At 36.3% G+C, this 13,660-nt stretch carries 11 protein-coding genes; 4 read left to right on the forward strand and 7 right to left on the reverse strand.

What is annotated here, in order from left to right; all coding sequences use genetic code 11:
* Positions 1-5: 5 nt before the first annotated feature.
* Positions 6-815: a BamA/TamA family outer membrane protein gene (locus tag G525_RS21470; RefSeq protein ID WP_169514466.1), complete on the reverse strand. Its 810-nt coding sequence runs from the start codon at positions 813-815 to the stop codon at positions 6-8.
* On the reverse strand, positions 764-1,102 hold the full coding sequence (locus G525_RS21950; protein WP_051210024.1) for a hypothetical protein: 339 nt from the start codon (positions 1,100-1,102) through the stop codon (positions 764-766). Before G525_RS21950 ends, G525_RS21470 begins: the two co-directional genes overlap by 52 nt.
* Before the next feature lie 214 nt (positions 1,103-1,316).
* Here G525_RS21950 and G525_RS0119040 point away from each other — a divergent pair, with 214 nt between their 5' ends.
* Positions 1,317-1,712: a hypothetical protein gene (locus G525_RS0119040; protein WP_027127559.1), complete on the forward strand. Its 396-nt coding sequence runs from the start codon at positions 1,317-1,319 to the stop codon at positions 1,710-1,712.
* 371 nt (positions 1,713-2,083) lie between these two features.
* Here G525_RS0119040 and G525_RS0119045 read toward each other — a convergent pair whose 3' ends face one another.
* Positions 2,084-3,085, reverse strand: a complete 1,002-nt coding sequence (locus G525_RS0119045; protein WP_027127560.1) for an NAD(P)H-dependent glycerol-3-phosphate dehydrogenase — start codon at positions 3,083-3,085, stop codon at positions 2,084-2,086.
* A 212-nt stretch (positions 3,086-3,297) separates the two neighbouring features.
* Between G525_RS0119045 and G525_RS0119055 the strand changes: the two genes are divergently transcribed.
* On the forward strand, positions 3,298-4,251 hold the full coding sequence (locus G525_RS0119055; protein WP_027127561.1) for a hypothetical protein: 954 nt from the start codon (positions 3,298-3,300) through the stop codon (positions 4,249-4,251).
* 165 nt (positions 4,252-4,416) lie between these two features.
* Positions 4,417-4,926 carry a peptidoglycan-binding protein LysM gene (gene lysM, locus G525_RS0119060; protein ID WP_027127562.1) on the forward strand — a complete coding sequence of 170 codons (510 nt, stop codon included), beginning with the start codon at positions 4,417-4,419 and terminating at the stop codon, positions 4,924-4,926.
* Positions 4,927-4,968: 42 nt separating this feature from the next.
* On the opposite strand, the gene G525_RS21475 is transcribed toward lysM, so the two are convergent.
* Together G525_RS21475 and mfd are read right to left on the reverse strand one after the other, a co-directional pair.
* A complete protein-coding gene (locus tag G525_RS21475; protein ID WP_051210025.1) occupies positions 4,969-6,291 on the reverse strand; it encodes a peroxiredoxin family protein in 1,323 nt (440 codons plus the stop codon).
* Between the two features lie 92 nt (positions 6,292-6,383).
* On the reverse strand, positions 6,384-9,743 hold the full coding sequence (gene mfd, locus G525_RS0119070) for a transcription-repair coupling factor (protein WP_027127563.1): 3,360 nt from the start codon (positions 9,741-9,743) through the stop codon (positions 6,384-6,386).
* 213 nt (positions 9,744-9,956) lie between these two features.
* Here mfd and G525_RS0119075 point away from each other — a divergent pair, with 213 nt between their 5' ends.
* Positions 9,957-10,388 (forward strand): tellurite resistance TerB family protein, encoded by a 432-nt coding sequence (locus G525_RS0119075; protein ID WP_027127564.1) that lies wholly within the window; start codon positions 9,957-9,959, stop codon positions 10,386-10,388.
* Between the two features lie 177 nt (positions 10,389-10,565).
* Here the strand turns inward: G525_RS0119075 and G525_RS0119080 are convergent, their stop codons facing one another.
* Positions 10,566-11,003, reverse strand: coding sequence for a hypothetical protein (locus G525_RS0119080; RefSeq protein WP_027127565.1), 438 nt, complete (start codon positions 11,001-11,003; stop codon positions 10,566-10,568).
* 60 nt (positions 11,004-11,063) lie between these two features.
* On the reverse strand, positions 11,064-13,415 hold the full coding sequence (gene pbpC / locus G525_RS0119085; RefSeq protein WP_027127566.1) for a penicillin-binding protein 1C: 2,352 nt from the start codon (positions 13,413-13,415) through the stop codon (positions 11,064-11,066).
* Positions 13,416-13,660 lie beyond the last annotated feature (245 nt).

Raw genomic sequence — 13,660 nt, forward strand, 5'->3', positions numbered from 1 at the left:
AAACTTTAGGTCATTTTTATTTCATTAAACAGAAAAAAATTAAAAGGCTTCTCCAATCCTAAAGTAAATTCCCCAATCATCTTTGCCAAGAGCACCATCCAATCCAATATTAAATTGGCTCTTTTTAAAAGCCCTGTAACGGTATCCTGCGCCAATGCCTGGATAAAGTTTCCGTTAAATTCCGTAGTATCTGAACCATAAATAGTTGCCAATCCGGCAAAACCGACCAGGCCCATCTTATCATTAAAATTCCATCGGTATTCTCCTTGTATTGCAACTTTCCCGTCACCTCGGTATTTGGCTTCAGAATACCCACGAATGTCTTGGCGACCAATCACTACTTGCTGTTCAAAAGTGATGTCTCCCAAACCAAAAACACCATAAACTCGTGCGGCCACAACATCGGTATCATCTCTAACCGAAAAATATTGATTATATGCCACTGTAATTTTATTGGCTGTTTCAACATTACCTAACCATTTTTGATAGGTTTGCCATCTAAAATTCGCTTTTCTTCCTGCTCTTGCGTAATACACATTATCCCGTGTATCTGAAGTTATTTTAAACTGTATGCCATGGGTGGTATTATCCGTTTCTCCCATATCTTGCTCAACCAATGATTCTGAATGCGCGAAGGTGTAGGACATCCCACCATATAAATTATTAACAAGTTTTCGATCAAAACCCAAGCTTACCATAGCCGTATTTGTTCTATAATCATAAAAGCCAGGGGCCTCAAAGTCATCAATATAAAGCTGAGAATTCAAATTTCCATAAAATGCGAATAAATTAAAACGCCATGTATCTTCTGCCAAATATAATTTAGTGAACCCATTAAAAAATAAGATTTATTGGTAGTGTAAACTGCGGAAAGCCCAGACAAAGATTTTGGTGAAATTGTATCTTCCTTGTCAAATGGGTACATATACATAGGGATTACGCCAAACATAAAGTCTAAATTTTTATTATAGTTGATGTAGGGAACTACGTTAAACTCCGCGCCATTAATGCTGTCTTTTACCTTTTTTGACTTTTGTGAAAAACAGGACATGCCCATTAAAAGCAAAATAAATACAGATAACTTGGCCGTTGTTATTTTCATAAAAAGAAGTTTTGTAGCTAAAAAATTACAATATATTTTACAATCCTGTAAGTTTGCTAATAACTAATATACAACTAATAAAATTTTATCTGTTTATCCAGAAGGTCCATTCTTGAATTCTCCTAATTTGTGACAGGTATATATTTAACCATAAAGTATTAACTTTGCCATCCACAATCCATTTTATCCTAATCGAAACGCGTGTATTATTGTTATGAAAAAAGATATTGAAATCCCAAAAGTTGAAGACGTATATGTGGCGGTTGTTAATAAGTATAATGATATTTACAAAACACAAGATTGGAATGCTTATATTATCAATGACAAAGACGTTGATTTAGAAGTGGTATTGATTGTTACCAGTGGTTATTCCGATAAAAAGATGACCTCCATTTTCAGGAAGAAATTAGACGTGCTTCCCAAGAAAAGTTATGCGAAGATTGAATTGATGCAAGAAGACTTATTTGCCTTAAACAATGAATTCAAAGTTACTTTTTTTGAAGGCAATACCATGCACGAAAAAAACTTTCTTTTCAGAAAAAACACTATTAACGAAAAGGCGTTGCAGAATATTCCGTTAATGAAGGTGAAGGGGGTTTTGGTCAAATAACCAATTGCTGCGCAGGCAGGAATCTCATAATTAAAACAAAAAATCCTTGCTTTAACGCTACTACTTACCATCCAATCAAAATCATGGACAACATAGAAGACGCGACGTTGGAAATAAAGATTCCTGCCTTCCTAGGAATTAAGGCTACTTTATGCGATTAAAATTTGAATTAATTAGACACCAATTTCACAGATTCTACTGATGCTGCAAAACATATAGTTGTCCATTATTTATAAACAAATAGGCAGCTCTCAATCAATTTAAAAAATTGTATAACACGAATTAATCAACGTTTTTATAAGAACTTCGCGCCTCCTGCGCCTCCGCGACAAAAACTGCCAGCCTCCAACGTCGTGTTTTAACCTCTTTTTCTAATCCAATTTCTCCGTTAATTTCTTAAACGTTCGTTTCGGATCTTTTCCTTCGTATAAAATCGCATAAGTTGCGGCAATGATAGGCAACTTGTCTTTTCTTTCATTTTTATCAATAAGATCGTAGGCACTTTTGGTAGCATAATAGCCTTCCGCGACCATATTCATTTCCATTTGTGCCGATTTAACGGTATAGCCTTTCCCTATCATATTTCCGAACATTCTATTTCGGGAAAATAGCGAATAGCCTGTTACCAATAAATCGCCCAAATATGCAGAATCATTGATATTGCGCTTCATTTTATGGCGTTTTTTAATAAAACGTTTCATTTCTCTAATGGCGTTACTCATCAAAACACTCTGAAAATTATCACCATACCCCAATCCATGCGCAATCCCAGCTGCTATGGCATAGATGTTTTTGAGCATTACCGCATATTCGATACCGATAATATCATCACTCGTGGAAGTCTTGATGTAGTCACTCGCCAAATTTTTTGAAATTTCTTTGGCTTTTTCTTCATCTGCACATGCAATAGTTAAATAAGATAGACGTTCCAATGCCACCTCCTCGGCATGGCAAGGACCAGAAATAACTGCGATGTTCTCAAATGGAACCTGATAGATATCGTGGAAGTGCTCTCCCACCAATTTTCCGGTTTCTGGCATGATGCCTTTTACTGCAGATACAATGATTTTATCTTTAACATCCACGGTCATTTTCTGTAACTCGTCATGTATAAATGCCGATGGAATCACAAAAATTAGAACATCAGCGTAGTTTGCCATCTCATTGATGTCATTGCTGAGTTTTAACTGTGAGGTTTTAAACTCAACAGAACTTAAATAACTAGGATTGTGCTGTTCTTTTAGCAAGTGCTCTTTAATATAAACACTCCGCATATACCAACCTACTTCCTCCAAATTCTCACAGAGCATTTTCACGATGGCAGTGGCCCAACTTCCGGATCCAAAAACGGCATATTTTATTGGTGTACTCATAAATATCTAAAGATTAATACAGTTCAAAAATACACAAAATATAGCGGTATATCCATTTCAAAAGTCCTGTTAGCAAAATTTTGGCACGTGTTTTGAAATCAATGAACCACGAACCTCCTAAAATATTGGCCTGTGAAATTGGCAAAAACATTTAAGTATTAGACTTGATTTGTGAAATGCCATAAGCGATATCCTAGAATAAAACAGAACAGATGAAGACTATAAAATTACTTTTCGAATTTGTCATAGCGGCAACCTTATTCACCTCCTGTACTTCAAATGCAGTCTATGAAGAACCCCCTATTTCAATAAATCAGTTATTAGGTTCTTATGATTTATGGTATGTTGACATCAATCAAACAGCAGGTTATGGTGAAACTCCTTTTTTACAAATTGCATTTACCCTTACTTTTAAAAATGGTATTCTGTTTGCCAATAATAACTTGGTTGGTTTTGGACCAAACGGACAAGGCAACGGATTAGGAATTGATGTGGGAGAATATGATGCTTATGATATGGTCTTAGATGTGTACCATGACCTTGATGGCTTTCAAAGTTTTGACGTGTATCAAGTAGATTACGACACCATTGAACTGTATAATCCTTTTAATGACACCTCGTACTTTTTACATGGGTATCAAAAATCAACTTTTGATTATGACTTCGTGTTTTATGACAATATCAACTATTTCTTGCAGGAATATAATGCCTGGGAAAAAACTTATGTGAGTCAAACAGGCGCTCTGAATGATTTTGACAATGAAAATTATTTACAGTTTTTAGCGGGAGGCAATGACTCTGAATTTAGGAGTTCTCAAGACGTCAATATCAGTAATCCTGATAATATTTATTGGGACTATACGGGTATTTATGGTGTAGGTAATATTTCAGGAAATAGATACCTTAAAACATTAACATTAGATTATGATTATTTTGACAATGAATTTTTCGAATTGAGCGTTATTAATGATCAGAGGATAAAGTTATACCATGCCAATTCTGGTACGACTTATGAATTTACTGGGCGTGGCTATATTCAATACATGAGAACTGCCGAAGGTAAATCTCTTGAAAGCAAAAGCAAATTAAAATCAGATGGCCTACTGAAAAAACGTAAGCAAAAATCTGTTAAAAAAGATAACCCAAGGGTAAACGAAAGAAACTAAGTTTTGGTTGGTTATTTAGTTTCTAGAAACGCTCATCTGATTTATTTCAGATGAGCGTTCTCTTTTATTTTAACAATATATTGTTATTTCCGATAATCGGATTTCAATTAGATGTTGTAAATTACCTCTCAAATCAATAGTTAAAACTTAAAAAACATAAAATACATGGGACTATTTTCATTTATTAAAAACGCCGGAGCAAAGGTTTTTGGTGTTGGAAAAACAGACGCTGAAGAACAAGCGGAAGCAAAAGATGCTGCAAATGCGAAAGCTGCTGTAAAAGAACTTAAAACAAACGAGGCGGGCGCCAAAAAACTAGAAGAAACAATTAAAGACTTGAGATTGGAAGTTGAAAATCTAAAAATTAAGATTGATGATGACATGGCCACAATTACAGGAAAAGCCTTAGATCAGTCCACCAAGGAGAAAGTGGTTTTAGTTGTTGGTAACACTAACGGAATTGCATCAGTAGACGATCAAATGAGCGTAGATCATGCTGAGCCTGAAGCACGATTTCATACAGTGATCAAAGGTGATACTTTAGGGAAAATTGCAAAAAACTATTATGGTAATGCTATGAAGTATCCTTTAATATTTGATGCCAATAAACCGATGCTTACAGATCCTGATAAAATTTATCCAGGACAAGTACTCAGAATTCCGAGTTTAGCATAGCGCAAAAAAAGAGTCTATTTTAAAAAATAGACTCTTTTTTTATTATAAGTCATTCAAGATGTTTTGTAATTCTTCTAAGGAGTCGGGCTTTGCAACAATTTTTTTATCCTTATCCAATATAAAATACGTTGGCGTCACTTCTACGCCGTATTCACCACCCAAATAGCGTCCTGAGGTTGCTTTATCAATAACATGAATGAATTTAGGGTAATTCAAAATTTCCCTATCCCAAGCCTCATCTTCCCCTTGCGTGCCATAAGCGATAACTTTTAGTTTTTTGGCATCAATTTCATCCACTGTTTTTCTGATTTCAGGCAGTTGTTCTAAGCAATGTGAGCATCCGCTATTCCAAAAAATGAGCAAATAATTCTTGGCACCCTCTAAATTATGCAACGATGAGGCAACCTTTTTGCCATCCTTCTCCATTTCAATAGGAAAATCTATGGCAATGGCACCAATGGAAGTGTTTTTATAGCTATTTAAAACCTGTACCAACACCGTATTATTTGCTTCTTTGGCAAGGACCATTAAGTAAGTATCCGTAATATAATTGGCCACATTAGTCTCTTCAATTTGCACCATATTAGACCAAATAGCCTGTAAAAGAGCCATTTTTATTTCTGAATTGCCATTCCCAATATAGGTGACCAAATTATCAATCTGATGTTTATAGAAATCTTCTGTGGCATCTGGCGACATCCCAAAAATATACGCCATCACCCGATCCGTCAAAAACTCTGAGCTTTGTAAAAGTGGATTACTGAAATCTACATTCTCAAGATAAGTGTCTTTCAGGTTTTTTGAATAGGTCGAAATATCCTCATAAGTTTCCGGAATATAGGGCTTATTCGCTTTTATAAAAACCGAAGCAATAGTGCCTTTGGAAGCCAATTCAAAAGCGTCCTGTGTTTCTTTTAAGGTTTTGAAAATGTCCGTAAAGGCCTCTTTATCCTCACTTTTTTGAGCGTAAAAATTGCTGATGGCCCTGTTGATCATTTCAATGCTATTGGTATATGACGTCCATAATTTATTTTCATTGGACTCCTTAAACTCTAGACCTTCAGTTAAACTAAAGTTTAATACAACATCCTCTTTGCCGCTATAGATAAGATCAAAGTTATTAGTTTCCTGAGGCACACCATAAACGATTTTATAAATGCCAGATGGATGGGTAGTATCCAATTCAATTTTGAATTGCCCTTTTTCGTCTACCTTAGTTCTATCCACATATTCTGCTCCTGTAGGACTTGATTTATAGAGAAAAGCATAGGTAAAATCTTCTACCGGAGAAAAGCTGCCTTCAATGGTGTGTTGTGCCATCAAAAGTGTTGGCAAAAGTGTTATCAGTAAAATCAATTTTTTCATTCGATCGTTATTTTATTTTTTAATCCAAAAGTCATCCCACTATGGAGTTCAAAAGCTTGCAAGTTTTAATATCTGATGGTTATCTTCAATAACTAAGCCACTATGGGTTTTAAGGCTGTTAAGGCTTGGTTAACTGTTTTTATATGCTCAAAGGTAAGCAATAAACGCAGGCCTGTTCGCGTGTCCTTTTCCTTCATTCTTGCTCTTCCAGGATAAGATTGGATATATTGTAAGACTTTGGTAAACCCGTTACTTTGATAAAATGCACTTTTCTGATCGTTAATAAAATAACCTATCATCTTCCCTTGTTTCATCACTACTTTTTCTAAACCAATTTGTGTAGCAACCCATTTGATGCGTACGCTATTTAATAAATCCACCACTTGTTTTGGCATTTCACCAAACCGATCAATGAGGTCTGTTTCAAATCGTTGAAGTTCTTCCTCGGTTTTAATTTCATTAAGTTTGGTGTATAAATTTAAACGCTCTGCAATATTGTTCACATAATCATCTGGAAACAACAATTCAAAATCCGTATCAATGGTAATGTCCTTGACATAATCTTTTTCTACATGGTCATCTTGATACAAGTCTTTAAACTCATTTTCCTTTAGCTCTTCAATGGCTTCATTCAATATTTTTTGATAGGTATCAAAACCAATATCATTGATAAATCCGCTTTGTTCACCACCCAACAAATCACCAGCCCCTCTAATTTCCAAATCTTTCATGGCAATATTGAAGCCACTTCCCAACTCTGTAAACTGTTCTAGAGCGGTAATTCGTTTTCTTGCATCATCAGTCATGGCCGAATAATCCGGGGTGATAAAATAACAAAAGGCTTTTTTATTGCTTCGTCCAACACGTCCACGCATTTGATGCAAATCACTCAATCCAAAATTATTCGCATTATTAATAAAAATAGTATTCGCATTGGAGACATCCAGTCCACTTTCTATAATAGTAGTACTGACCAGAACATCAAATTCACCATTCATAAAACCAAGCATCAATTGCTCTAGTTTTTTACCTTCCAACTGCCCATGTCCAATACCAATTTTGGCATCTGGCACCAAACGCTGGATCATGCCGGCCACCTCTTTAATATTTTCTATCCGATTATGGATAAAGAATACCTGCCCTCCGCGTTGTATTTCATAAGTCACCGCATCACGGATGGTTTCTTCACTAAACCGAATGACATGACTTTCTATAGGATACCGATTTGGCGGCGGTGTTGTAATGACAGATAAATCTCGAGCCGCCATTAAACTAAATTGCAAAGTCCTTGGGATTGGGGTTGCTGTTAGCGTCAGAACATCCACATTATCTTTGAGGGTTTTTAGTTTTTCTTTAACTGCCACGCCAAATTTCTGCTCCTCATCAACAATCAAGAGCCCTAAGTCTTTAAATTTTACATTTTTATTGACCAATTGATGTGTGCCAATAATAATGTCCAAATTACCACTTTCAAGACGCTCCAAAGTATCCCTTTTCTCTTTTGCAGTTCTGAATCGGTTTAAATAATCCACCGTTACCGGAAAATCTTTCAATCGTTCGGCAAAGGTTCTGGAATGTTGATAGGCCAAAATGGTCGTTGGCACTAATATGGCCACTTGTTTTCCATTATCTACAGCCTTAAAGGCAGCTCTTACTGCCACTTCCGTTTTACCAAAGCCCACATCGCCACAAATCAATCGGTCCATGGGGCGCTCGCTTTCCATATCCGCTTTTATATCAGCCGTTGCTGTACTTTGATCAGGGGTGTCTTCATAGATAAAAGACGCTTCCAGTTCCAATTGCATGGCACTATCCGGATGGTATTGATAGCCTTTTTCCAATTTACGTTTGGCGTACACCTGAATCAAATTAAACGCAATTTCCTTAACTCTTGTTTTGGTCTTTTGTTTTAAGTTTTTCCAAGCATTGCTACCCAGTTTATAGATTTTTGGTGGCTTGCCATCTTTACCATTAAATTTGGTTATTTTGTGAAGCGAATGGATACTTAAATAAAGCACATCGCGTTCGCCATAAATCAATTTAATAGCTTCTTGTTTCTTGCCTTCAACATCAATTTTTTGCAGACCTCCAAAACGTCCAATCCCATGGTCAATATGGGTAACATAATCGCCAATATCAAGATTGGTCAATTCTTTTAAAGTGATGGCCTGTTTTTTGGCATAACCATTTTTAAGATGAAATTTATGATACCGTTCAAAAATTTGATGGTCTGTATAACAGGTTATTTTATTGTCGTGATCAATAAATCCTTGAAACAAAGACAATACAACGGTTTTATAATGCACACCATGTTCTAAGGCCCTATGGCGTTCCGAAACCACATCTTCAAAAATATCGTGAAAACGTTTTGCTTGTTGCTCGCTTACACAAGCAATATAATTGGTATATCCTTTATCATGGTAGCTGTTGAGATTCTCAATCAGAATATCAAATTGTTTATTAAAAGAGGGCTGAGGTGCGGTTTGAAACTCTACAATTTGAGTACTCAACACTGTTGAAAGACCAAATTCAACCAGTGTAAAATCTAATAACTGTCGTTTTAATACTGCTGAACTACAGAATAACTCTTCAGGAGAAGCATGTTTTACTTCGCCAGACAGAGTTTTAAAAGCCTCCTCGGCTTTTCCGAAAAAATCATCAATTCTCGAAAATATTAAATCGGCATTCTTAGTAAAAACAACTGTTTTTGAAGCCATATATTTCAAGAAACTTTCTCTGTTCTCGTTTAGAAATTTATTTTCAACGTTAGGAATGACGTTGATTTTTTTGATTTTTTCGGTAGATAGCTGGGTTTCCACATCAAAAGTTCGGATGCTGTCCACTTCATCTCCAAAAAACTCAATTCTATACGGTTCATCATTAGAAAACGAAAACACATCAACAATCCCTCCACGAACTGAAAATTCGCCAGGCTCCGTGACAAAATCAACACGTTTGAATTGGTATTCAAAAAGTACTTCGTTTACAAAATCTATAGATAAATTATCGTTTACACTAATTTTTAAGGTATTACGCTCCAACTCTTTTCGGGTTACAACTTTTTCAAAAAGCGCATCGGGATAAGTTACAATTAACGCTGGTTTTTTACGGGAATTGATTCGGTTTAAGACCTCTGCCCGTAAAAGAACATTCGCATTATCAGTTTCTTCAATTTGATAAGGTCTTCTGTAGCTTCCCGGATAAAAAAGGACGTCTTTATTATTAATCAACAACTCCAAGTCATTGAGATAAAAAGCAGCTTCTTCCTTATCATTAAAAACCAACAAAAAAGGCAGTTCTGAAGTCTTAAAGGTTTCTGTAATGACAAAACTTAAGGACGACCCAACAAGCCCTTTTAAATGCGTTTTACTTTGATGTATAGCAATAGCAGCTTGCAGATTTTGCGTTTGCAAAGTCTGTGCATAAGCTTGCGAGAGATGTGATTTACTCAAGACAATTTATTTTACACAAATATAAAGTTTAGAATTTATATGCCTCCTATTAAGATTGTGAATTAAATCTTAAAATAAGACAAGTCCTTAGGCAATTTCTTCAGATATATGAGAAGTTACCAAATGACCATTTTTAAGCCAATATTTAGGTGCATAATGAAAAAAAAATGTAGTTTTGTACCCCACAGGACGTGAAGATTAAAACAAAAACATATGTCATTTTCAGATTTATTTGATAGCGGATTTAAAAAGCGTAATGAAGATCATTTTGCATCAATTGTTAGAGTAGCCATGGATGATGGTGTTATAACCGATGATGAAAAAGCGTTCTTGGACCGTTTAGCGCGTAACTTAGACATTGGAGAGGAAGATTATAAGTTGATTCTTAAAGACTACCACTCTCATCCTATAAATCCACCAACATCATATGACAGACGTTTGGAGCGTCTATTTGATTTGGCACGTATGGTACATGTTGACCATATTCAAGGTGACGGTGAGGAAGTTTTGTTGAAGAAGATTGCTATTGGCTTAGGTTTTAGAACCGATAATGTAAAATACATTGTTGACAAGGCATTGACATTGGTTGCTGAGGGAGTTGATATAGATACGTTTACTGATGAGATGAAAAACATGAATAGATAAAATTAGAACCAAGCCATAATTGCTGTCCATAAAAATTAGCGTACATAATTGATAGGGACTAGAGTCGATTAACGTTCTAATAATCAGAATTATATTGCGTTAAAATGAATCACACAAATAAAAAAACCAGAGTTTATAACTCTGGTTTTTTTATGAATTGAAATTCGAAATGCTTGGCTAGAACCAAGTGGCCCAAGGAATTTTTGCCAAGACACAAATAAGAGCCAAGGTGTAAAAAATGGCCAACATTTTGAATTTTGGCACCGAAGTCAATTTCTTTTTGTGCTTTGAATAACCGATAGTAATTAAAACAACGGCTATGATCATCATTAGAGGATGCTCCACAACATTTGATCTTAAGAGTTTATTCCCCATAAGTTCCTTCATGCCCATATCTGAAATCAGACTGATATAATCTGACGCAAAGAACAGGACAATCCCAATGAGCAATTGAATGTGTGTTACAATAAGCGTAAATAAAGAAATTCTAAAATCTAAAGGATGGAATTCTTTTTTTCCGAAAAACTTGAATAACGCGTTAAAAGTTGCGATTACAATCATAAAAAGGGTCAAATAGGCCCAATAAGAATGAATCACATATACAGTTTCGTACATGGTTTTTTGTTTGAAAGGTTAAAAACAAAAATAGTCAATTTATCTATTGATTTGGAAGCATTATTCTGAAATTTCAATCCAGCGTTTACTTTCATTACCAAATTCATCCACAACAGTAATCACATGTTTGCCTTGTTTTGGTTGCATGGCAAACTCATGGATGTCTGTGGTGCTTCCTAAATAACGTTCGTCCAAATACCAAAATACCAAAGTTTCTGGTTTGGAATGTGCCACTTTTAAGATCAAATCATTGGTCTGGCCGTCAAAATCCTTCGGTAAAAAAATAGTATTGTTTTCCTTCGGATAGATGAATTCCATAACCATAGCGCTCTCCCCCAAACAATCCGCTCTAAATGGCGGTAGGGGTTTATAAAACGGATTTTGTGCTTTATAATAATATTCCATGAGTGGCGGCAATACCAACCACGATTTATGAACTATATTATTCAAGTCTTCACAAGAAGAATTGACTTGGTACTGCTCATTTTTATCCAAATGCACCAAAACATGATAAGGGCACGGTGCGGTTTTTAATCCGGCAATCTGAATAAATTTCTGTTCACTATTTTCACAATTTGGAGATGCCCGATGGCCCGATTGCGAACAAATATCCACTTCCTGCATTTCGTCAAAAGGTTTTGAAAACCAATCGCTTTTGGGCAAAACATCAAACACATCAAACAAAATTGGCGCTGCCGTTTGCACCCCTACCAATCCCGGCCGACCTTCGCCATCAGCATTTCCAACCCAAACCCCAACAACATAATCTTTAGTGGTACCGATCGCCCAGGCATCCCTAAATCCAAAACTCGTTCCTGTTTTCCAGGCAATCTGTTTGGAGCTGTCGTAAAACTCCCAATTTTCATTGCCTTCAGGCCTATTCACCTCTTTTAAACTTTCAAAAGTCAAATAAATAGATGCCGCATCAAACAAGGTTTTGTCAGCCGTACGTTTGCCGAAATCAATGGTTTCATCTGCCAAAAATGTGGGCTCGCAAAATTCATTAGTGAAATATTCGCTGGAGGTCTCGTTAAAATGATTTAAGGTGGAAGATAAAGAGGCATAGCTTTTACACAAATCCCACAGATTACTTTCAGCACCGCCAAGAATGAGCGACAACCCATAATGATTGGCATTGTACTGTAAATCTTTTAATTGTAAGGCTTCTAGATAATGGTGAAACCGATCCAGTCCAAATTCTTGCAACATCCGCACCGACGGCACATTCAACGACCGTGATAAAGCGCGACTTGCAGGCACTGCGCCATCATATTGCTTATTATAATTTTCAGGATTGTAACTTCCATATTGCGTGGGTACATCGGCTACCAAAGTGTTGGGCAAGAGATCTCCAGCATCCAACATGGCGGCATACAAAAACGGTTTTAAAATACTTCCTGTACTTCTTGGCTTGTCAATAACATCTACATCTTTCTCGTGTTCTTTATCTGTGGGTGTATTACCCACGTAGGCTAGGACTTTACGAGTTTTGACATCCAACACTAAAACGGCGGCATTATAAATTTCGTTTTGTTTGAGAGTGTTATAGTGGTTATAAACAATTCTGTTGACTTGCTCCTGAATCGGTTTTTTGATAGTGGTTTGAACATATTTTCCAAAATGCGTTTGGGTCACCTTTTGAAGCAAATGTGGGGCAATTTGTGGCAACGGATAAGGTTTTTGAGGTAATCCTTCAGCTATTGACAATTGATAGGTGAGGGTATCGATAACGCCCTGTGACATCAATTTTTCCAATAACCGATTGCGTTTCTTGAACAGCTGCTCTTGGTTTTTACCGGGATAGATCAAACTTGGTGCATTTGGCAAAACGGCTAAAGTGGCGCTTTCTGCCCAAGATAATTGTGAGGCATCTCTATTAAAATAACGCCATGAGGCCGCGTCCAATCCCACGACATTCCCGCCAAATGGTGCATTGCTGCTGTAATAAGAGAGAATTTTTTCTTTGGAAGCTCTAAATTCCAATCGGGTGGCGAAAATAATTTCCTTAATTTTCTCAAAATAGGTTCTGGACTGTCCTTTTCGGGAAAGCCGGATGACTTGTTGTGTAATGGTACTTCCGCCTCTTTTCACACCACCAGAACTTAAGTTTTCCTTTAAAGCTTTAAAAATAGAAACTGGATTGAATCCTGGATGCCTATAAAAATAGGCATCTTCAAATTGAATAATACAGATTTTGAATTTTTCTGGAACGGTGTCATTTTGAGGAAATCGCCATTGCCCATCTTCGGCAATCATAGCTCCTAAAAGTTCGTTGTTAGAACTTGTAATCACCGTTGCCGTTGGAGCTTTGAACAATTGCCGTGGCAAACAAAAATAATATACCACCACTACTATAAAAATAATGACCGATTTGAATTTGTGGCGTTTTATATAGGTTAGTAGTTTGTTCATGGCTAAAGACCTCACAGGTTTTTGAAACCTGTGAGGTCTAAGTGTGATTTATATTTAAATGGGCAAATAACCCTTCCGTCTTTAAGATCTTCTCTGAGCTTAAAGCCACCTTCCCTTAAAAAGGGAAGGTGGCTTTAATTGTGCTATATTTTAGAATTTTACAAACCAACTTAACTTCTCCTCCTTTTAAAGAAGAAGTAGCTTCATCACGAGAATCGGGATGAAGGCGAGGTGGTTAAATCCTT

Source organism: Gelidibacter mesophilus DSM 14095, from assembly GCF_000423005.1.
GTDB lineage: Bacteria > Bacteroidota > Bacteroidia > Flavobacteriales > Flavobacteriaceae > Gelidibacter > Gelidibacter mesophilus.

Bases quoted from the DNA above. Each gene is read 5' to 3' on its own strand.
- G525_RS21475 (WP_051210025.1), bottom strand. From the start codon at position 6,291: ATGAAAAAATTGATTTTACTGATAACACTTTTGCCAACACTTTTGATG.
- G525_RS0119055 (WP_027127561.1), top strand. From the start codon at position 3,298: ATGAAGACTATAAAATTACTTTTCGAATTTGTCATAGCGGCAACCTTA.
- G525_RS0119040 (WP_027127559.1), top strand. From the start codon at position 1,317: ATGAAAAAAGATATTGAAATCCCAAAAGTTGAAGACGTATATGTGGCG.
- lysM (WP_027127562.1), top strand. From the start codon at position 4,417: ATGGGACTATTTTCATTTATTAAAAACGCCGGAGCAAAGGTTTTTGGT.
- G525_RS0119075 (WP_027127564.1), top strand. From the start codon at position 9,957: ATGTCATTTTCAGATTTATTTGATAGCGGATTTAAAAAGCGTAATGAA.
- G525_RS21950 (WP_051210024.1), bottom strand. From the start codon at position 1,102: ATGAAAATAACAACGGCCAAGTTATCTGTATTTATTTTGCTTTTAATG.
- pbpC (WP_027127566.1), bottom strand. From the start codon at position 13,415: ATGAACAAACTACTAACCTATATAAAACGCCACAAATTCAAATCGGTC.
- G525_RS0119045 (WP_027127560.1), bottom strand. From the start codon at position 3,085: ATGAGTACACCAATAAAATATGCCGTTTTTGGATCCGGAAGTTGGGCC.
- G525_RS0119080 (WP_027127565.1), bottom strand. From the start codon at position 11,003: ATGTACGAAACTGTATATGTGATTCATTCTTATTGGGCCTATTTGACC.